This is a genomic window from Planctobacterium sp. AWM4_229, assembly GCF_056160305.1.
This window is the reverse complement of sequence record NZ_JBSWWX010000007.1, coordinates 85611-106524: the sequence shown is the minus strand read 5'-3', so window position 1 is coordinate 106524 and position 20914 is coordinate 85611. Positions and strand designations below refer to the sequence as shown.

The window sequence follows — 20914 nt, the reverse complement described above, 5'->3', positions numbered from 1 at the left end:
CAGTACACCTGGTGGCAGAAATCTGGATTTAAAGCGATTATTTGAATACCTCATCCACAGGCACAACGCTGATGTTGCTCGCCGGGATAGATAGCTTGTAATCCTGAATAATGCGATCTTCAGCCAATAGTTCTTCTGGTTTTTCGCTGTTGTATTCAAGTGGCGAAGTCATCTCGGTTGCAAGGCGTTTTTTCATGTCCTCTGCATCACCCGAAATAAACACATAGTGAATATTTTCGGTTTGCAGGTGTTTTTTGATAACCCGATTCACATCGTCAACAGTTAATTTCTCCAGCGCACTTTTTACGTGAGAGACAAAATCATCGATACCATAAAACTCGCTATCCAGGGCATAGCCTAGCTGCATATCTTGTGAAGATACCAGTTGCGGTGCGAAGTTGAGCAGGAAGTTGCGAGTGGCCTCAAAATCTTCCAGGGTCATGCCGTTTTCAATCAACTTATCCAATTCAAACAAAGCTACGCGAGTGGCAAAGTGGGCATCGTTATTGGAACGAAGCGGTCTTATCCAAACCTGAAAGATCTGTGATGAGCGACCCAGGTTGGCATTGGGCTTAGTTCTGAACATGCCACGCGGGTAGTATTCAATGTAGGCATAGTCCCCATAGTTCATACCGCGCACTGCGCGGATACGTTTAAACAGGTAGCTGTTAGAACTGCGGTGCTCGCCAAGGTATGAACGTGCCAACCACAATGCTGCCCAGTCTTTACTACTGCGATTAACATCAATGGGGAAACCAAAGGATACCGCCGTTGATTGGGCATTTTTCTCAACGATTGTGGCGTGTTTTCCTTTGAGTACAGGTGCTTGGACAATGCTGAGCTTGTCTTCATCACCTTTTGGCAAACGAGCGAAGTCTTGTTGTATTTTGGCCTTAATGGCTGCCGGGATGGCTCCAGTCAAACCTATTTGCAGTTTGGCTTGGGTTAACTGGCTGGCGTAAAACGCTTTCAGATCGTCGATGGTTAATGCTTCGATATCTGAAATGTCGCCCAGGTTGTAGCTTTCGTAAACATGGCCTTGATACAGTTGGTGATAAAGCACTTCTTTACCTAATTCTTCATCATTAGATGATTTCAAACTGGATTTAATGGCATCAAGCTGTTCTTTTTTCAGACGTTTAAAGTCATCTTCTCGCCATCCCGGATTCAAGATTTGATCACTGATCAAGGCATACCATTGGGCAACGTTGTCTTGGTGTACACGTCCGGTAAATGACATCATTTCTTTATCCAATTGCGCGTCAAAAGAGCCCGCCAGTGGATAGAGCTTTTGTTGAATTTCTTTGAAGGTTTTCGATTTGGAGCCGCCTTGAGTCAGCATGTTGGCAGTTAATGCCGCCACACCCTTTTTACCTTCAGGCTCTGCTGCTGCACCGGTATAAAACAAGATGTTGATATCAATGAGTGGTGAAGAATTAGTGCGATCTAAGATGGTAAATTCAGGTGCAGATGGAGCCATGGAGGCTTCCGCTACCAGTTGCTCTAAGGACTCTTCTTGCTCAAAACCAGCAATGGCATCCAACGCGGATAATGTTACAGTAGTACGGTTATTGTCGATATAGTACTGGTTAGCTAGATCTTTAATATCCTGAGCGGTAATTTTATCAAAACTTTGATAAAGCTCATTGATCACTTCGGGCTCACGTTTAAAGTGCATGTAGCTTGTCAGCGTTGAAGCAATAGCTTCTGATGAGTCCAGACTGTTTACAAAACTGTATTTCAAGTTTGATTTGAGGTTGGCTAGTGTTTCATCGTCTACCAATTCGGTGCGTGCTTTGGCATAGGTGCGATTGATAGCATCACGTACTGTTACCAAATCCGCTTCTTCCTGAACTTTTACAAACACGTGGCGCAAACCGACATCTTTGGTATTGGGGTTGTAAGTAAGCATTTGACTGGCAATTTGTTTATCAACTACAAGCTCTTGATACAAATCAGAGTTCTCGGAAAAGTACAGCTCAGACATTAGGTCTAAGCCAGCTCGGTCTTTCTTGTTGGGTATCCAGGGCGCGCCTTTGTAAGACACCAATAGCCAATGACCAGGCAGGCCATCATATTTTTCATGGAAGTAACGCGGTGCAGTTTGCTCTGGCTCTTGTGGTACAACTGATTTGAAATCACCTCTCTCCCAGTTGCCCCAATATTGTTTAATTAATTCAACGGTGGCTGTTGGGTCAACATCACCGGCAATCACCAATGACACGTATTCTGGCTTGTAGAAGCGGTTAAAAAACTCCTGGCCGTATGCCATCTGATCTGGCATTGCTTCGATATCTTCAAAAAATCCCATTGTAGTGTGTTCATAAGTATGCACATCAAAGGCTTCTTTTCTCACCGCAGATAACAATTTACGAATAGGGCTGGCGTTGTTTTTTAAATACTCACCTTTTACCGTGAGGGCCTCTGTTCTGAATTGAGCCTCAGTGTAGTGAAGATTCTGGAAGTGGTCGGCGAGTATCTCTAAAACCATTTCTAAATGCTGTTTAGAAAAATCGGCGTGGTAGTTGGTGTAATCGTTTGTGGTATAGCCGCCGTAATCAACCCCGGCGTTTTTGAATACTTCGGTGTATTGGCTATCTGGAAACTTCTTAGAGCCCTTAAACATCATGTGTTCGAAAAAGTGGGCAAATCCGGTTTTGCCTTTTTCTACTTCATCACGAGAACCTGCTGATACTGGAATTTGCAGTGATACCAAGTCTGGATAGTCGGTTTTTACCACCATCACTCTTAGACCGTTGTCGAGTTCCTCCAATACATAGTCTTGAGTAAAGACTTTTTTTTCACTCGATGTGTTTGTTTGCTCTTTGAGGCTGGACTTGTTGCTGTAGTCGTCTTTGGTTTTGCTATTGGTGTCTACCACCACCATGCAACTTGCAAGACTGATACTCGCGGCAACGGCTGCAACCGTTTTTATAATAGATTTCATATTTGCCCTGTTTATTCGCAGTAATTATAACCCTTGGAATTATGGCAGTTATCTCCTGTAACTTACAGCCTGAATGGACTTTGAAGCCCCCTTAATGAGAGATTAATGAGTGACGCTATCCTTTTGCCCAGATAAAACCCGGTATCCAGATTATCTTGGTGAACTTTCCCTTGTTTTGCAGTGGCAATAAGCCCGGTGCTGGCGCCTAAAGGGTTTATCTTGGTTTGTTGCTCAGAGGAAATTAACGGATGGCTGTCGATACCAACCCAGAGCATGCCATGTTGCGCAGCGAGCGTTTGCAGGTACTGCATGGTAATCGTTTTCTCACCATTGGCGCTAACTCCTATGGAAGTCCACAGATCCTTGATCTACCAACAATTGATTTTTCAAATTAATACAGCACAGTTCATCATTGGAAAGCAATATCTTGTAACCAATCTAAAATAAAAGTCTGTTATGGATCACAATGAAGTAACGTGGATCTTTAAATTCAATGTTGACATGCTGGGTACTCGTTTGTCGGTCAAAATCTGAACTCAAGGGAATTTCAGAGCGCACCGGAACGGGAGGATTTAACTGAATTTGACGTTTGCAAATCTAATGGCTAAAGCTTTAGCTAAGATTTTTCAAGGTACAAGGGTAGCGAGTAATACCGGGTTTTTCTGCGATGTGATTCCCATTCAAATTCACCCGGAGTGCAAATGTACAACTTCTGGCTAACTACGAGCCCAGGATTCAGGCAATCAGTCGGTTTATCCGCAATTGTTTGTTCTGACCTTGGCGGCATTTATGGTAAGGAACAATCTACAGGAAAACAGGATGAGCACTAAAAAAAAGCACTGGATATTTATACCGCTTTTGTGGAGCATTTCTGCGTCCTTGCCGGCAGAAGAAAAGGTAATCACAGTGGGGGTCGAGGAACTAAACTACTCCCCAATTGTTAGTATTGAAAAGAAGCAAGTTCACGGTTTCCTTCCGGATTTATTGCAGTTGATAAGCAAAGAGACTGGCGCTAGATTTCAGATTATTCCCTTTCCTGTGGCACGCCTGAAAAGAGAGTTTTTGAATGGAACCATTGATCTTCAATTTCCCGATAATCCCAAATGGGAAGGCTCTAATCAAAAGAAGAGCTTTTCGATGCCTATTGTAAGTTACTCAGATTCTATTTTTTCTATTGAGTCCCAAAAAAAACTGGAGGTTGTGGCTGCACCATTAGGTTTTACTGTTATGCCAGAGATCAAAAAGCGTTTAAAGATGGTTTATAGCACTGATACGGAAGCTATGCTGGAAATGCTGAGTCTCGGCAGAATTGATGGTATATATCTTAACAGTTTTGTAGCCAAAAACATTGCTCGATCCGTCAATTTGAAGATCCATGAGAGGACTGACTATCCGATTGATCATGACTATTTCTTTTTTAGCACATTACATCATCCAGGAGCACTTGAGCAGATCAATGAGTTTATGAAATTCAATTCCACTTTAGTGAGTGATTTAAGAGAAGAATATGAGCTTGAATTGTGATGCTCAGGCCAATTTTAGAGAGTGAATAAACTAATCCTCGCACACTTACGACATCTACCCTAATTCATACCGCGGGCGGCTTTTGTATTAAAAAAAATTGTGACAGGCCTTCTTGGCTTGCTAAGTTGTGTTGAAGTAATTGGTCAAAATTGATTTAACACAGAATAAAGTGGCTTTGTAGAGAAATCTCCTGCTGAGATCTTGCAAAAATTCAATACTGACCTAAAGGTCTAAATACCAGCCCATAAGTTATCAGAGGGGGTGTAAAGAGCCCCGAAATAGGCCGAGTTAAGAGACTAGCTGACCAGCTTCGCCAATCTATTACCCAGATAAAACGCTGTTGCAAGATAATCGCTGTGAACCTCGCCTTGTTTTGCAGTAGCAATAACTCCCGTACTTGCGCCTAGAGGGTTTATCTTGGTTTGTTGTTCGGAAGATATTAACGGATGGCTGTCGATACCAACCCAGAGCATACCATGCTGCGCAGCGAGTGTTTGCAGGTATTGCATGGTAATCGTTTGCTCGCCACTGGCGCTAACGCCTATGGTAAATCCGGCAGCGAGTTTATTGCGCCAGCGTCCTTCACTCCATTTTTCGCTACTGGCATCTGCCAGTGCTTTAAATTGAGCGGAGACGCAGCCCATAAATGTGGGGGAACCAAAGACAATGCCGTCGACGTCATCCAGGACGTCCAGCTTGTGTGATGGGTAGCGTCCATTAACGATTTCGGCATCGTTGATTTTAAATGGTAACCCAGTGACATCGTCTACAGAGTTAATACCCGTGACAATTTGCTTTGCGATGGCTTCAGTGGTTCCGGTGACCGAATGAAAGACAATGGCGATAGTTTTTGATGACATGATTTTTCCCTAACAATGAATTATCAGGGAGGAGGATAAAACCTCTACTTAACTTGAGGTCAAGCGGTTTTATTTCAGAAGGGGATAGCTAAAGTCTGTTTTCTATAATAGCCCTTGGTTGGGTGTAACCTAAGAAAGATCACTCACTATAAAATTTGTGCTTAAACTTCAAGGTTTGTTGTTGGTTGCCATGGCTAATACTGATGTTAAAGCGATACTGCTCCTGGTCGCGGAAGGGCAGGACAGCAAGATAATAGATGGCGTCACCGTCTTTGACTTCCCTGAACGTCAGTTTTTTCTTGGTTCCCAGTAAGTTAGTGGCATCGCCCATCATCGAGACAGATTGCGCTTTGTGGCTGTCTTTATCCAGCACGGAAATATTCACCAGCCCCTGAAATTGACTGCGCTGCAAGCCATAGGCGCGGGCTATTTCAGGCGTTAAGAAACTGGTATTGATGACGATGTAGTGCACATCCCAATCCCCCAGGGTTTCATACTGTTCCGCTTTAGCAGGTGCCAGTAACAGCGTTAACAGCGCTATAAAAGTGGTGAATATTCTTTGTCTCATCATCATTTCCCGGCTAGAAGTAGGGCATCAAGTCTTGCAGTAACAGCTGTAAAAACTGCAGCCCTAACAACGCCACGAGCACTGATAAGTCCAAACCACCCATTGGAGGTAGGATTTTTCTAATAGGCGCCAGCAGCGGCTCTGTTAGCTGGTGCAATACCATTTCAATGGGATTGTAGCCTTGGCTAAACCAGCTAAGTAATGCGCGAATAATGAGTACCCAAAACAGCAGCGAAAAGATTTCCTTGAACACCACCATAGTTCCAGATACCGCTACAGCGATTGGATTTATCTGACCGTTGCCAAACATCATTGCCAGCACCGTTACTTTGAGCATACCAATTGCCAGAGCCAGCACCAAGGTGGCCGTATCCAGCGAGCCAATGGATGGCAAAACCCGACGCAGTGGCGCTACTATGGGGTGAGTAGCCTTAACCACAAACTGACTAAATGGATTGTAAAAGTCTGCTCTAACCAGCTGCAGCCATAAGCGTAGCAAGACCACCATCAGGTACAGATCAAACAGGGTACTAATTAAAAAATAGGTTGCGTTCATATTGGTTCCTAAAACAATTCAGACATTTCCCTGGCGCGGTTAATTGCAGCTTGCATTGCATCACCTACCAGTCCTTCGAGATTGCCTTGTTGCAAATGCTCTACCGCTTTGGCTGTGGTGCCCCCCTTAGAGGTTACTTGGGCTCTCAGCTCAGATAATTCAAGTTGCGGGTTGTGACAAACCATTTCTGCAGCTCCCAGCATGGCTTGTTGCACCATAATGCGAGACTGCTCGTTGCTGAAACCCAATTCAATGGCTTTTTTCTGCATTCCTTCCAGAAATAAGAAGAAATAAGCAGGGCTGCTGCCAGCGGCGGCAATTACGCCATCGATCATGGATTCTTCTGCTACGGTGATCACTTCTCCGGTGTTGGCCATCAGTGCTTGAGCGAAAGCTGTTTGTTCTTCACTCACTTCCGGGGAGGCATAGAGCCCAACAACGCCTTTACCCAGCGCGCAAGGGGTATTTGGCATGGTGCGAATCAGTGGATACTGACCGCCGAGCATTTCCTGAAGACGTCCCGCGTTGATACCTGCGGCAACTGAGATAAACAGCTTACCAGTTAAATCGCACTGCTCACTGAAAGCGGCACAGACTTCCGCCATTAACTGCGGCTTTACGGATAAAACCACCACATCGGCAAAGTTAATGGCTTCAACGTTATTTTGGGTGGTGAGAATCTCGAATTCTGCTTTTAATCCGTCCAGTTTGGGCGTGGAAGGATTGCTCGCCATAATTGCATCAGTGGGATAATTACCAGAAACCAAACCAGAAATTATCGCGCGACTCATGTTTCCTGCGCCTATGAAGGCAATATTAGCTTGTTGCAAATCAGAACTCCGTTAACGGGTTATTGTTTTGGGGAGCGGGCACCAAATATCGCGGTACCGATACGTACCATGGTACTGCCGTTTGCAATGGCCAGCGCCATATCGCCGCTCATACCCATCGAAAGGGTGTCTACTGTATCATAGCTTTGTTGCAGTTGGCTAAAGAGTCCCTGCATCTGTTTGAATTCTTCCGCCAGTTTCACGTCGTCATCGGTATTGGAAGGGATGGCCATTAAACCCCTTAAGCACAGCTGGGGCATGGATTTGTGGATCTCTTCAGCAAGGCTCTTAACCTCTTCTGTGTTGAGACCAGATTTACTGCTTTCGCCACTGATGTTGACTTGCAAACAAACGTTAAGGGCCGTGAGGGACTGAGGGCGATTATCGTTCAGGCGTTGGGCGATTTTACGCCGATCAACACTTTGCACCCAATCAAAATGCTCCGCTACCGGTTTACATTTATTGGATTGCAACGGACCAATCAGATGCCATTCAATATCAGTAAGAGATTGGCAATCCTGTATTTTTTGCAGGCCTTCTTGCACATAGTTTTCGCCAAAAGCCCGTTGCCCTGCTTGCCAGGCTTCATGCACCATAGAGGCGGGTTTGGTTTTACTGACCGCAAGCAATCGTATCTCATTTGGCTGTCTATTAACCGATTGAGCGACCTTATTGATAGTTTCCAGTGCGCTTTGCAGTCTATCTGCTATTTTTGTATTCATAGATCTTCAAAAAATAAACTACGGAGTCCCAATCGTGGATATTACCGAACTTTTAGCCTTCAGTGTTAAGAATAAAGCATCTGATTTACACCTGTCTGCCGGATTGCCGCCGATTATTCGCGTCGACGGTGAAATGCGTAAACTCAACATAGATCCCCTCAATGACAAACAAGTGAAAGCCCTCGTTTATGAGATCATGAACGACAAGCAACGCAAAGAATACGAAGAAAACCTGGAAACGGATTTTTCCTTTGAAGTAAAAGACTTAGCGCGTTTTCGTGTTAATGCTTTTGTACAAAATCGCGGGGCAGCTGCGGTGCTTCGTACTATTCCTAGCGAAGTGTTGACGCTGGATCAACTTGGAGCACCAGATATCTTTCGCGAAATTATTCAACACCCAACGGGAATTGTATTGGTAACCGGGGCTACAGGTTCCGGTAAAAGTACCACGCTGGCGGCCATGATCGATTACATCAATAGCTCCAAACGAGAGCATATTCTTACTATTGAAGATCCCATCGAATTTGTGCACCAGAATAAGTTGTGCTTAATCAGCCAACGGGAAGTACACCGTGATACTCACAGCTTCAATAATGCCTTGCGCTCAGCATTGCGTGAAGACCCGGATATTATCCTGGTGGGTGAGTTGCGGGATTTGGAAACGATACGCCTCGCCATCAGTGCCGCAGAAACAGGCCATTTGGTATTTGGTACGTTGCACACCAATTCTGCGCCGAAAACTATCGACCGTATCATCGACGTGTTCCCGGCCGAAGAAAAGGCCATGATCCGCTCCATGTTATCGGAGTCGATTCGCGCGGTAATCTCCCAGACCTTATTGAAAAAAATTGGCGGAGGGCGTGTTGCGGCTCATGAAATTATGGTGGGAATTCCGGCCATTAAGAACCTGATCCGTGAAGACAAGGTGGCGCAGATGTACTCGGTGATTCAGACCGGCATGCAGCACGGCATGCAAACAATGGATCAGTGCTTGCAAAAACTGGTGGCACAAGGGGTGATCACACCTCAAGATGCTCAGGCTAAGAGTACCAATAAACAAGGTGGGTTTGGCGGTTAAGCCGCGCCAACAAGATAGAGAATAAATTATGGCGATAGAGTTAGACGCGTTTTTAAAATTTATGGTGGAAAAGGGCGGTTCCGATTTATTTGTTACTGCTGGCTTTCCGGTAAGCTCCAAAATCAATGGCAAGATGACCCCACTGCAAAAAGGCGCACAAGATGATGATGGTGCCTTAAGTCTGGTGCATCAGGCCATGAACGAAAAGCAGCGCAAAGAGTTTGCGGAATCCCGTGAATGTAACTTTGCTATTGTGCGAGAAGGCATAGGACGTTTTCGTTGTAGTGCTTTTTGGCAGCGAGACCAGGCCGGTATGGTGGTGCGTCGTATCGTAACTGAAATTCCCAAAGCCGAAGACTTGGGACTGCCGTCAGTGCTCAAAGACATCATTATGGCTAAGCGTGGCTTGATTCTGTTTGTGGGTGGCACCGGTACGGGTAAATCTACCTCGCTGGCGGCGCTGATTGGTCATCGCAATCAAAACTCCTATGGACATATCCTTACCATTGAAGATCCTATCGAGTTTGTGCATGAACATCGAAACTGTGTTGTCACCCAGCGGGAAGTGGGGATTGACACCCTGTCTTTTGACGAGGCTTTGAAAAGCTCCCTGCGTCAAGCTCCAGATGTGATTTTAATCGGTGAGATCCGGTCTATGGAAATCATGGAATATGCGATGTCTTTTGCCGATACCGGGCATTTGTGCGTCGCTACCTTACACGCTAACAACGCCAACCAGGCCATTGAGCGTATTATGCACCTGGCTCCGCCTGAGCAGCATGCCAAATTGCGTTACGATTTGAGTTTGAATATGCGAGCGATTGTGGCGCAACAGTTGGTGCCGACGGTGGATGGTAAAGGGCGCGTAGCTGCCATTGAAATTCTGCTCAATTCGCCTCTGGTAACGGATATGATCCAGCGTAGCGAAATCTCAGGCTTGAAAGAAGCCATGCAAAAAGGCAAAGAAATGGGTATGCAAAGCTTTGATATGGCGCTGTATGATTTACTCAAAGCGGAGAAGATCACCATGGATCAGGCGCTGCACCATGCGGATTCGCCCAATGATCTGCGCCTGATGATCAAACTGGATAGCGATGCGGGTAATACCTTGGGCTCTTTGAGTGACGTCACTATTGATATGGACTAGGAGATGTATTCAAGACAATGATAAAAGTGTTTTGCAGTGAAAACCGTTTGCGCATCCAACAGGTAAAAGACCTGTTGGATGGCTATGGCATCCCTTGTTTTATTAAAAACGAATACGCCATCGGCGGTATCGGCGAAATTTCACCTTTTGACGCCTGGCCGGAAGTCTGGCTCACAGACAATGAATGGTTTAATCGCGCCACTCAGCTCATTGTCGAATTTGAAGCCGCGGAAAAAGAAGGTAGCCCTTGGGTGTGTCGGCAATGTCAGGAGCATAACGAAGCCAGCTTTGAAATCTGCTGGCAATGCGGTACAGAGTTTAATCCTTAATTATTCTTACCCTACAAAGCGCCGGTCGGCGCTTTGTAAATATATGAATGTATGTTGCCTGTTATTTATTGCCTCTTTGGCAGGCTAGCCTGGAAGCTATTGCGACTTATTACTGTCTTAGCCCAGCGTTGTACGTTTTCAAGATCATCAGGGATAGCCAGTTTTACAAATTGAGCGATCATTAATGATGCTGCGCCGGTAATATCGGCAACCGAAAACTGATTATCCACAATGAAGTCTCTACCGTCAGATAACTCGTTATCTAACCATGTAAGTCGCTTTATCGCTTCTTTTCGTTGCGCAGTAGCATAGGTAGGATTTTGTTCTACACGATATTGAAAATAAGGAATTTCGTGTTCGCCAATACTGCCAAAGGTCGTCATGAGCCAGAGCTCCATACGACGGTTCCACATTTCTATGAAGGCTTGCTCTTCGGCGGACTCTCCAAACAAAGCCGGACCTGGATATTTGGATTCCAAATAACGGCATATAGCGATGCTTTCCGTTAAATAGCGACCATCATCAAGTTCAAGTACCGGTACCTGGCCTAGAGAGTTACGTGCCAGAAATTCCGGTTTTTTCGTGTCTCCATGCATGATGCTAATGTCATTCAGGGGTAATTCTATGCCTTTTTCATGCATAAACATGGTGACACGCATGCCATTGGGGGATGTACCGTTGTGTAGTTTCATATCTAATCTCCTTGCTTTACTCATTGAATTTGCTGTGGAGATTGCAAGTTAAGCCATATCTATATATGTTCAAGAACATATTTTAATTCTGCGATAAGCTAATAAATCAAACTATAGGAGGGTAAGCTATGCCCTATAGCCCTGAACATAAATTAAAAACCCGTGCCAAAATCGTGGAATGTGCCAGAGTCATGTTTAACCGTCATGGCTTTGTTAAAGTTTCTATTGATGACATCATGGCCGAGGCGGGGCTAACGCGTGGTGGCTTTTACAATCATTTTAGTAGTAAGGAGGAACTTTACTCCGAGGCCATTTCCAGCTTCTTGTTTGGGGTGGGGAAAGAATGGCGGGATAATGCGGGAGTGCACATCAGTAGCGGTGGACGGGCAGCAGTGAAGGCCATGGTTTCTGCTTACTTATCAAGTGAACACTTAACTGATATTGATCGACAATGCCCCATGATTGCCTTACCGTCAGACGTAGCCAGAGCTTCTGCGGATGCGAAAAAATCCTACGAAACGTTATTGGAAGCCATGGCCGGATTATTCAAAAATAACCTTGATTGTGAGTCACAAGAATCAGAAGAAACGGCCCTGGCCTTATCCGCATTGTGTGTTGGTGGAATGGTACTGGCTCGAACTCTGGAAAATAAAGAGTTGGCGGGGAAAGTCACAAACGCTTCAAGAAACTTTGCCTTGCGTATTGCCAACGTTCAGTGAGATGGAACTGTGGAGGCATGTTGCTCGTGACGGCGGCAATCCAGAGCTCATTCCTGATAAAACACATTTTCCATCCAGCTCTCAGCAATGAGACACGCTGAGACACTATCAATTTTGCCTTTTTGTAGTTTTTTATAACCGCCCAGCTCAAATAGTTTTTCCTTCGCCGCTGCTGTAGTTAGGCGCTCGTCGTAGGTGTCGACTTTCATTCTGAAACGGTTGGATAAGCGGTTGGCGAATTTTTGTGCGCCATAAGTCACTTGTTGCCAGGTGCCGTCCATGTTAAGAGGCAAACCCACAACCACTCTATCGGGATGCCACTCTTCGAACAAAGATTCAATTTTCTGCCAGTCAGGGATGCCGTCGTTGGCCTTTAGAGCCTCTAGCGGAGCTGCCGTGCCAGTTACGGCTTGGGCTACTGCGACACCAATGCTTTTTGTGCCGAAATCAAAACTGAGAAGAGTTGTCATAGTGTGAGTGAGATCCGCTAGCGGTTTAATACTTTGGTTCTAAATTGTAACTTTCCCGCGTGCGTAAGAGAACACAATTGTTAAAGTCGTGCTATCTTTTGAAACATGACCAACTTATGACCACTGTATGCAGATCCGGGAAAGCGAAGATTTTGTAGCCATCAGAGATAGCTTAATAGACAGGCTGGTGGTAGCCATGTTGGCCATGTTAACTATTGCGCTGTTGGGATCTTTTTATCGTATGTCAGTGATTGGGTTTCAGCCCGTCATGGCAGTCCACATCTTCATTAGTTTCATCTTTCTTTGTGTCTACTTATTGCGCAGACGTATCAGCGGTAAACTCAAAGCTATCGTGATGATTTCCACTTTGTTCCTGGCAGGCGTTGCCGGTTTATTCAACTTTGGTCTGGTGGGGGCGGGCACTATTATTCTGTTGGTGGCAGGTGTAATGAGTGCTTTAGTACTTACCAGCAAAATCGCACTGGCGGTACTGATTGCCGGGGCTGTTGTGCAAGTCATTTATATGCTGGCTATTGCCCAGAACAAGCTCACTTTTGAAATTGCCATTGCTGATTACGCGCTTTCAATACCCGCCTGGCTGAACAATTTAACGGCATATATTGTCCTGAGCGGAATTTGTTTGTATGTGATTGATAAATTTTTCACTTATTTAAAAACCATGTCGACAGTATTACAACATGCTGTGGAAGAGAAGCATCAGGAGTTGGAACACTCAGAATTGCTGCTGCAAACGGTGCTGAACTCCTTACCCTATGGCGTGTTTTGGAAAAAGCCCGATCTTTCCTATTGGGGAGCGAATAAACGCTTTATTCAGGATATGGGGGTTAAGCATCTTAACGAGTTGCTCAACAAAAAAGACCTGGACTTCAAAAGCGAGGCTACGGCGCAGAGTTATGCCGAGCAGGATGCAGAGGTGTTGAACTCTGGTGAATCAGTTTTAGGCATCATCACTCAGTCGCAATCTCCCGAAGGAGAAGACTTATACACCCTTACCAACAAGGTACCACTGATTGATAAACAAAATCGCATCATTGGTGTACTTGGGGCGTATGAGGATGTGACCGAGGCTAAAAAGATGGAAAAGGCGTTGCAGGAAGCGGTTATTGCAACGCAACAGGCCAGCCAGGCTAAATCTGAGTTTTTGGCTACTATGTCTCACGAGATCAGAACGCCCATTAATGGAGTGATGGGATTATTGGAACTCACTCTGGATACCGCTTTGGATGAGCGGCAAAGGGAGTACATTACTAAAGCGAATTTGTCCGCTAAAACCTTATTGCAAATCATCAATCAAATTTTGGATATCTCCAAAATCGAAGCCGGTAAAATGGATCTGGAGTGCATTCCGTTTTGTATATCTGATGTATTGCAACAATTGGATACCCAGTTACGTCATCTGGCTTTGGCCAAGAACCTTGAGTTTAGGATTGAGGAAAAAGGCCTGGTTGGAGAAAAAGTGGCGGGCGACCCGACTAAGCTGTTACAAGTACTGGTCAATTTAACATCCAATGCCATTAAATTCACTGAACAAGGTGGCGTTACTGTCACGGCCGGGGCGCTTAAGCATCAAGATAAACTCAAGTTGCAGTTTGTCGTCGCTGACACGGGAATCGGTGTTGCAAAAGAAGATCAGGAAAGCCTGTTTCAGTCTTTTACCCAAGCAGAAAGTTCTACCAGCAGACGATTTGGCGGTACCGGCTTGGGCTTGTCTATTGTCAAACAACTGCTGGAGATGCAAGGGGGAAGTATTGAAGTCAAAAGCGAAAAAGGGCTGGGGACTCGCTTTATTTGCCAGATAAACTACGACCTGGCGCAACATGTTACTCATTCCAAAAAAGAGACTAAACACACGGATCTTGTAGGCACCAGAATATTACTTGCCGAAGACAATGAGATTAATCAATTAATTGCCTGTGAAATGCTCGGTCAGGCAGGGGCAGAGGTGACGGTCGCCGGAGATGGTATCCAGGCGTTACAAGCTTTGCAAAAAAGTCAGTTTGATGTGGTATTAATGGATATTCAAATGCCCAACATGGACGGTACCGAAGCCTTAATCAAATTGCGCCAGAATGCCTGCTTTCACAACCTGCCTGTGGTTGCCCTGACCGCTAATGTGTTGTCCCATGAAGTAAAGTTTTATCGCGAAATCGGCTTTTCCGGGCACTTGGGTAAACCCTTTCAGAAAGAGCAACTGCTCAGTAAGATACACGAAGTACTCAGTGCTCCCTGAGGTTTTTTATTACCGTATTTAGTGATTTAAGATAGCTTGATATGAGCCATCAGCCTTGAGAGATTTCATCGCCTTGTCAAATATGGCCGTCACTTTTGGTGACACGGTTTTTTTAGAGAACATCAAATAGGTTTGTGCTTCTTGTGGGCTGGTTACCCGCCGCACTGCGATAATTTGAGCTTGATAATCTGGATTCTCTGAAATCATTTTCAGGCCTCCGTATTCCGAATCCAGAAAAGCATCAATCCGATCATGCATTAGCATGTCTGCTAAGGGAGTGGACTCTGAAAGGTAAATTAAATGGCGGGTAAATCTGGGGTCGCTTTTCAGTGCATCATATTCATCTGAGTAGGATACCCCTCTGACTACCCCCAGTCGGATGTCTGAGTCAATGATGTCAGATAACGAATCCATACGTTCAAATAATGATAACTTTGCCTTACTGGAGAATAAGACATTGTGTCCTTCTCTGAAAATTTCACTTGAAAACCAGGCATACTGTTCTCTTTCAGGCAACAGAGCTGCACTTAGTGCCATATCCACCTTGCCTTGTTGCAGTGAACTCAGCGTCCTTTGCCAAGGTAACTCAACTAACTCATAGCGATAAGGGGTGTGTGCGAAAATGGCGTCCAATAACATGATATCTATACCACTCCACAGTCCATTGGCTGATTTTTCTCTGTAGTTAATGCGTTCGTGAACACCAATGAACATCACATCTTTACTGTCAGTTGCCGCTATTGAAGGTGGAGATAGCAGTGAAAAGGTGATTACAACAATCGCCAAAAACAAGGAATTGCGAGATTTGGATGTGATTTCCATTGTTTTAGGCTTTTACTCCGAGATTCCCTTTCCATGTTTTGAAAAGCTTCAAGTGACACTCTTAGTGTCTTTGAGCCCGTGCTTAGATTGTGCAAAATGAGATGCAATATTAATATGTTAGCAGGACAATTTAGGTTTTAGTAATTTTTACTTTAAAGACTTGAACATGGTGGCAGGGGCAGAGAAAAACGTAAGGTTAAGCGGCTTTTTGAAACTCTTGCTGTAAGGCGGGTAAGTGGATAGTGATTTTTAATCCGCCTAATCTGCTCTCGCTGGCAACAATACTGCCATTGTGAGCCTCTATCAGGCTTTTACAAATAGACAAGCCAAGTCCTGAACCTTGGTTGTCGTGCTCTTTGGTGCCGTCGGCTCGATACATTCGCTCGAACAACCTTTGCATATCTGCTGCTGATACGCCCGGCGCCGAATCCTCAAGCTGGATTTCAATGCTGCTCTCAATGCGTCTGGCGGTACATAAAATGGTGCCGGGGGCACTTGTGTAGTGAATACTGTTGCGTAATAAATTGGCGATAACTTGTTTTATTCTTAATGCATCGACACTAACCAGCTCTCCGGCGCTAACATCGATACGAGTTTGTAGTTTGAGTCCTTTGTGCTCTACCACTTCGCGATAACCATCTGTGATCTCCTCAAATAAATCCTGAAAATCCAGCGTCTCAAAGTTTAACTTAAGCAAGCCATTATCCGCACGAGCCAGGTCATAAAGATCCTCGATCAGTTTATTTAATTCATCAATTTTATTATTTAGCCTCAGATAGGCTGTTTTGGGGTCATCCTCAAGATTGTATTGCAATGACTCTATTTGTAATTTCAGCGCCGTAAGAGGGCTGCGCAACTCATGGGCTACTTCTGCTAACATGGCATTCTTTTGTTCCACTGATTTTGCCAGCAGTCGCTTTTCCAGAGCGGCAAGTTTGCGCTTGGTGCGCTCTCTGTAACCCACCACAGCCAATAGCAGAACAAGTAGTACCAAACCTGCTATCCACTGTTTTTTCTCTAGTTTGGCTCGGTCTAGTTGCAGTTCTTTCACTGCCGATTTTGATTCCAGCAATTCTATTTGATGTTCTTTTTGTAAATAATCCATCTGGTTTTGCAATTGCGCCATGATGCTGGTGTGATTCTGGCGTTCGTATTCATCTTTCAAGCGATAAAAGTCTTTGTAAGACTGCAAGGCGTCTTTGGTTAGACCGGCTTGTTCTAATGCCAGACTTTGCAAATTATACAGGGTTCGAATCTGCTCAAAATTTTGCTTTGCTAACGTTTCTTCTTTTACTGAGTCTAGTACCGCCAGTGCATTTTTATATTGGGCTTGAGCCATCAGAATTTCTGCTTTAATCAACAGAGTCTGAATAAGGTGTTTACTTTGCCCTACCTTTTCATTGAGGTTTTGCGCTTTTTCGATGTTGATACTGGCCTGTTCAATATCCTTGAGGTTTAAATGGATTCTTGCCAGGTTGTTGTAGACAAGACCAAGATGACCTTCGGCGTTGGTGATATTGAAATAATGCTCCGCTTGCTTGGCATTCTTCAGAGCAGATACTGGATTGTTGTCGGCGAGATCTAGTTCGGCGAGCATATTGTAGTCATGGCCTAAAAAATCTGGATTATTGCCGGGGAGATCCAGACTTAGCGCTTCCAGGGTAAAAAACCTGGCTTGCTTATAGTCTTCCATTTTTTTGTAAATACTCGCGACGTTAAAATACGAAGTCGCCAGCTCATCGACATCGCCTCGCTGTCTGTCCAGTTCAATGGTTTTCATGTGAGCTTCAAGTGCCTGTGACAGATTCCCCATGTTGTCATGTAACATACCAATACTGTTGTAGGCATTAGCGATGGTGGTTAAATCTTCTATTTCTTCGCCCAAAGCAAGCGATTGCTCGGCAAAACTCAATGCTTCAATGTTTTGATTTATATGGCCAAATGATGAGCTGATCTCCAGCAGCGCATTGGCCACAAATTTATTGTTTCCTGCTTTCTTATAATGAGTTAAGGCCTGCTTAAAAAAGCTGATGGCGTCCAGGTGTTTGCCTTGGGTTTGCACAATTTCGCCATCGTTCAACAAGGCTCGCCCGGTGTAGAGTTCATCTTCAGTGTGAAAGGCTTCCAATTTTAATTGGTTATTTCTTTCCTTTGCTTGCTGTATGTCGCCTCGATAAAGATAGGCGCGTACAAGCATGTCGATGCCAATCAGGCGCTCACGTTCACGCAATTCGCCATTTTCTATCGCATCTACCAGGTAAGAAATTAAATCCTCGTATTGAGAGTTTTGTTGTAGTTTTCGGGCTTGCTGTAATGTTTCTGATTCAGGTAATTGCGCTGATGCGAAAGGATTGAAAAAGAGCAAGGCACACAGCAGCAGTGCCTTAATCAAAATTTGAAAGGGTGATGTGTTTCTATACACGTACATGTCAGTAATCTTTGTTGGCCGCAATTTTAAGCAAACTAGTCCTCTATGCAGGTGTCTCCTGCATGCTGATGAAATAAGAGTGAATTTTATCCACAGTTTAACCGACAGCGAATGTCATACAAGTGATGGATTATGAATTTAACTGTATAAATGATGAGAGAGGAGACGCTGCAGATGGCGGTTAGTATGTACCGCCATAGTATTTTGGCGCTGGATTACGCGTGGCCCACTTGAGGGGATAATTGCCAGATATTGATACCTAACTTTTCGATAGCCTTCTCCCATTTTTGCTCTACAGGAACATTGAACAGAAGATCCGTATCGGCTTGCAGTGTTAGCCAGGAGTTGCTCTCTAGCTCTTCTTCTAATTGGCCGGCGGACCAGCCTGCATAACCCAAAGCAACAATGGCTTTGTCGGGACCTTTGTCGTTACCTATCACTGACAAAATATCTTTGGAAGTGGTCACCATGATTTCTGAGCTTAATTCCAAACTTGAACTCCAGCCTGGCTGGCAGGTATGGAGGATGAATCCTCGGTCTCTACTGACAGGGCCACCTTCCATCACCAGACAATCCTCGTGCTCTGTGTCCACCTGAGTTTCCTGCTCGGTTAAATTGAGCAATTGAGCGAGAGTTAGCTCAGTCTTATGGTTAATGACAATACCCATCGCGCCATGATCATTATGCTCACAGATGTAAGTGACGGTTTTTCCAAAATAGGAACCGTCCAGCGAAGGAGTGGCAATTAAAAAATGATTTTGTAAGCTAGATTCCAAAATATCCGTCCTTTCATCTTTCTGTAGCGATGGTAACAATCAACGGGCATCTTACCAGTCAACTTTAGTCGAATATTGCCCGTTGGTCACTTAATGTCTGGAGCGTGTTTTATCGTTAGAAACCTGTTAGCTTCTTTGGTTCAATCGACGTTCGATGGCATCGAACAACTTGCCTGTGATATCAACATCAAATGCGGCTTCGATTTCTTGCACACAAGTGGGGCTGGTAACATTGATTTCCGTGATTTTATCGCCAATCACATCCATACCGACAAAAATCAGTCCGTTCTCCATTAATGTCGGAGAAATTGCCTCTGCCAGCTTGCGATCAGATTCTGAAATTGGTTGGGGGCGACCGGTGCCGCCAGCGGCCAAATTACCTCTGTTTTCACCTTTGGTGGGTAGACGTGCCAGACAATAGGGGATTACCTCACCGTCAACAATCAAAATGCGTTTGTCACCGTCTTTAATCGCCGGTAAAAACTCTTGAAACATACCGTATTCAGTGCCCAGATTAGTGAGTGTTTCAATGATCACCCCAAGGTTATTACCGTCTTCTTTCACCCTGAAAATCGAGGTGCCCCCCATACCATCAAGGGGTTTACAGATAATATCTTTATGTTTGGCATGAAACTCCCTAATGCGCTGGCTGTTGCGGGTTACCAGGGTTTGTGGAATTAAGTCAGGGAAACAGGCGGTAAATAGCTTTTCGTTAAAGTCTCGCAAAGCTTGTGGTTTGTTTACCACCAAAGTACCTGCTTTTTCGGCCAGTTCTAGCATTTGAGTGGCGTACAGATATTCGCTGTCAAAAGGCGGATCTTTGCGCATCAAGATCACATCAAAATCTGCCAGTGATTTTTGCTCAGCAATGCCAAGTTTGAACCAACTATTTGCGTCTCGCTGTACGGTAAGAGCTCGCGCATTGCACATGGGCTTACCTGTATCCAGATATAAATCACCCATTTCCAGATAGGTGAGCTGGTAACCACGTTGCTGTGCGGCAAGTAGCATGGCAAAACTGGTATCTTTTTTGATATTAATGGCGGTGATGGGATCCATCACAATGGCGAGCTTTCTGGACATGAGGTACCCGAGGTTGAATAAGGTTTCCTTAGTTATAGTGACAAACCTTGGTTAATCAAGATCTGCCTCCCTCGGGTATCATGAGCTTTTTGTTCTTACCTATACTCTTTTCTTTTTCAGCGCCTTTTTGAGATCTTTATCAGCGGTGCTTTTCAAGCTTCGGTAAATACCAAGGGCTTCTGGTTTGTTTTGATGTTCGATGATATTCGCTCTTCTGAAGGTCGCCCATTCTTTGCTTGGCATACCACGAGTGATGGCACATTGACTGAGATAGCTATCCAGGTGGTTAATACCTTGCGCATGCTTTTTATCCGCCAAGCCAGCCGTTTTTCCGTACTGATACCAGATGGCGCAGCGCTGCTCTGCATCATCTTCAGCTAAAGTTTGCAGTGCCAATTCATAGCGGGGAAATGTTTCCTGATACTTTTCTTCTCGCTGAAACCATTGTGCCAGTTCAAACTGTAATCTGGCGATTTCTGGATTGGCATTCACTAAGGTGCGCAACTGCTCCTCTTTGTTATCGCTATCGCTTACTCTTAGCAATCTAAGTTGCGCCAGCAAGCCTCTTTCTTTATCTAATTTGTAAATTATTTCTGCCTGAGATTTCGCGATTTCAATATCGCCACCGGCGATTGAAGGGGCGTTGAGGTGAAACATCATTAAGCCCATATTGTACTCAACGTTGTCCGGGGCCATTTCAACGGCTTTGGCAAAACTTTGTTGCGATTTTTCTGCATAGCTAAGTGCGGAAAAAATGGCATTGCCGGCTTGTTGTCCCATTACCCGGCCTCGCAAATACTGCAGTTCAGCCGAATCGGGATAGGATTCTATCGCTTCTTCGATAAATTCCTCGGCATCATCCAGGTCCCGCTCCATTAAAATTTTGGTTTGATAGGCAGCAGATTCCGCCGTATTAATGCCTTTAAGAATCGACAATGCCTTATCATCTTGCATGTAGTTATAATGGTTGATGGCTTCGTCAAGCGTGGAACCTATGGTTTGCATGGAAGTCAAAAGTAAGGCTGTAATCAATAAATTCTTCATTTGGTGGATTCCTTAGATAAATGTATTCCGGTTGGTGATACCAATTCCAAGATGCTGCGCTGAGAGTG

Annotated in this window: 20 protein-coding genes; 6 read left to right on the top strand and 14 right to left on the bottom strand. The window is 44.8% G+C overall.

Going from position 1 to position 20914, the window contains the following annotated elements:
• Positions 1–37: 37 nt before the first annotated feature.
• Positions 38–2947: a M16 family metallopeptidase gene (locus ACXAGP_RS16270; protein ID WP_475262621.1), complete on the bottom strand. Its 2910-nt coding sequence runs from the start codon at positions 2945–2947 to the stop codon at positions 38–40.
• Between the two features lie 62 nt (positions 2948–3009).
• Positions 3010–3258: a hypothetical protein gene (locus ACXAGP_RS16265; protein WP_475262620.1), complete on the bottom strand. Its 249-nt coding sequence runs from the start codon at positions 3256–3258 to the stop codon at positions 3010–3012.
• A 508-nt stretch (positions 3259–3766) separates the two neighbouring features.
• Between ACXAGP_RS16265 and ACXAGP_RS16260 the strand changes: the two genes are divergently transcribed.
• Positions 3767–4471 (top strand): transporter substrate-binding domain-containing protein, encoded by a 705-nt coding sequence (locus ACXAGP_RS16260; protein WP_475262619.1) that lies wholly within the window; start codon positions 3767–3769, stop codon positions 4469–4471.
• 296 nt (positions 4472–4767) lie between these two features.
• On the opposite strand, the gene ACXAGP_RS16255 is transcribed toward ACXAGP_RS16260, so the two are convergent.
• From ACXAGP_RS16255 to ACXAGP_RS16235, 5 genes are all read right to left on the bottom strand, one after another.
• Positions 4768–5331 carry a flavodoxin family protein gene (locus tag ACXAGP_RS16255; RefSeq protein ID WP_475262618.1) on the bottom strand — a complete coding sequence of 188 codons (564 nt, stop codon included), beginning with the start codon at positions 5329–5331 and terminating at the stop codon, positions 4768–4770.
• 139 nt (positions 5332–5470) lie between these two features.
• The gene (locus ACXAGP_RS16250) at positions 5471–5899 is read right to left on the bottom strand and encodes a DUF4426 domain-containing protein (protein WP_475262617.1); all 429 of its coding nucleotides are present in this window, start codon (positions 5897–5899) and stop codon (positions 5471–5473) included.
• A gap of 13 nt (positions 5900–5912) precedes the next feature.
• Positions 5913–6455, bottom strand: a complete 543-nt coding sequence (locus ACXAGP_RS16245) for a YggT family protein (RefSeq protein ID WP_475262616.1) — start codon at positions 6453–6455, stop codon at positions 5913–5915.
• Positions 6456–6463: 8 nt separating this feature from the next.
• Positions 6464–7285 (bottom strand): pyrroline-5-carboxylate reductase, encoded by an 822-nt coding sequence (gene proC / locus ACXAGP_RS16240; RefSeq protein ID WP_475262615.1) that lies wholly within the window; start codon positions 7283–7285, stop codon positions 6464–6466.
• A 20-nt stretch (positions 7286–7305) separates the two neighbouring features.
• Positions 7306–8007, bottom strand: coding sequence for a YggS family pyridoxal phosphate-dependent enzyme (locus ACXAGP_RS16235; RefSeq protein ID WP_475262614.1), 702 nt, complete (start codon positions 8005–8007; stop codon positions 7306–7308).
• A gap of 34 nt (positions 8008–8041) precedes the next feature.
• Here ACXAGP_RS16235 and ACXAGP_RS16230 point away from each other — a divergent pair, with 34 nt between their 5' ends.
• Genes ACXAGP_RS16230 through ACXAGP_RS16220 form a run of 3 tightly spaced genes read left to right on the top strand, consistent with a single transcriptional unit; the run spans position 8042 to position 10561 of the window.
• The gene (locus tag ACXAGP_RS16230; RefSeq protein ID WP_338291790.1) at positions 8042–9085 is read left to right on the top strand and encodes a type IV pilus twitching motility protein PilT; all 1044 of its coding nucleotides are present in this window, start codon (positions 8042–8044) and stop codon (positions 9083–9085) included.
• A 28-nt stretch (positions 9086–9113) separates the two neighbouring features.
• On the top strand, positions 9114–10232 hold the full coding sequence (locus ACXAGP_RS16225) for a PilT/PilU family type 4a pilus ATPase (protein WP_475262613.1): 1119 nt from the start codon (positions 9114–9116) through the stop codon (positions 10230–10232).
• A gap of 17 nt (positions 10233–10249) precedes the next feature.
• On the top strand, positions 10250–10561 hold the full coding sequence (locus tag ACXAGP_RS16220) for a putative signal transducing protein (RefSeq protein WP_475262612.1): 312 nt from the start codon (positions 10250–10252) through the stop codon (positions 10559–10561).
• Between the two features lie 65 nt (positions 10562–10626).
• On the opposite strand, the gene ACXAGP_RS16215 is transcribed toward ACXAGP_RS16220, so the two are convergent.
• A complete protein-coding gene (locus ACXAGP_RS16215) occupies positions 10627–11253 on the bottom strand; it encodes a glutathione S-transferase family protein (RefSeq protein WP_475262611.1) in 627 nt (208 codons plus the stop codon).
• A 128-nt stretch (positions 11254–11381) separates the two neighbouring features.
• Between ACXAGP_RS16215 and ACXAGP_RS16210 the strand changes: the two genes are divergently transcribed.
• Positions 11382–11972: a TetR/AcrR family transcriptional regulator gene (locus ACXAGP_RS16210; protein ID WP_475262610.1), complete on the top strand. Its 591-nt coding sequence runs from the start codon at positions 11382–11384 to the stop codon at positions 11970–11972.
• A 47-nt stretch (positions 11973–12019) separates the two neighbouring features.
• Here the strand turns inward: ACXAGP_RS16210 and ruvX are convergent, their stop codons facing one another.
• A complete protein-coding gene (ruvX, locus tag ACXAGP_RS16205; protein ID WP_475262609.1) occupies positions 12020–12442 on the bottom strand; it encodes a Holliday junction resolvase RuvX in 423 nt (140 codons plus the stop codon).
• Between the two features lie 127 nt (positions 12443–12569).
• Here ruvX and ACXAGP_RS16200 point away from each other — a divergent pair, with 127 nt between their 5' ends.
• Positions 12570–14693 (top strand): ATP-binding protein, encoded by a 2124-nt coding sequence (locus ACXAGP_RS16200; RefSeq protein WP_475262608.1) that lies wholly within the window; start codon positions 12570–12572, stop codon positions 14691–14693.
• An 18-nt stretch (positions 14694–14711) separates the two neighbouring features.
• On the opposite strand, the gene ACXAGP_RS16195 is transcribed toward ACXAGP_RS16200, so the two are convergent.
• From ACXAGP_RS16195 to ACXAGP_RS16175, 5 genes are all read right to left on the bottom strand, one after another.
• The gene (locus ACXAGP_RS16195; RefSeq protein ID WP_475262607.1) at positions 14712–15515 is read right to left on the bottom strand and encodes a substrate-binding periplasmic protein; all 804 of its coding nucleotides are present in this window, start codon (positions 15513–15515) and stop codon (positions 14712–14714) included.
• A gap of 196 nt (positions 15516–15711) precedes the next feature.
• Positions 15712–17943, bottom strand: a complete 2232-nt coding sequence (locus ACXAGP_RS16190; RefSeq protein WP_475262606.1) for an ATP-binding protein — start codon at positions 17941–17943, stop codon at positions 15712–15714.
• Between the two features lie 215 nt (positions 17944–18158).
• Positions 18159–18719, bottom strand: coding sequence for a YqgE/AlgH family protein (locus ACXAGP_RS16185; protein WP_475262605.1), 561 nt, complete (start codon positions 18717–18719; stop codon positions 18159–18161).
• Between the two features lie 126 nt (positions 18720–18845).
• Positions 18846–19802 carry a glutathione synthase gene (gene gshB, locus ACXAGP_RS16180; RefSeq protein WP_475262604.1) on the bottom strand — a complete coding sequence of 319 codons (957 nt, stop codon included), beginning with the start codon at positions 19800–19802 and terminating at the stop codon, positions 18846–18848.
• A 99-nt stretch (positions 19803–19901) separates the two neighbouring features.
• Entirely contained in the window at positions 19902–20846 is a 945-nt protein-coding gene (locus ACXAGP_RS16175) for a tetratricopeptide repeat protein (protein WP_475262603.1), read from the bottom strand.
• Between the last annotated feature and the right edge of the window lie 68 nt (positions 20847–20914).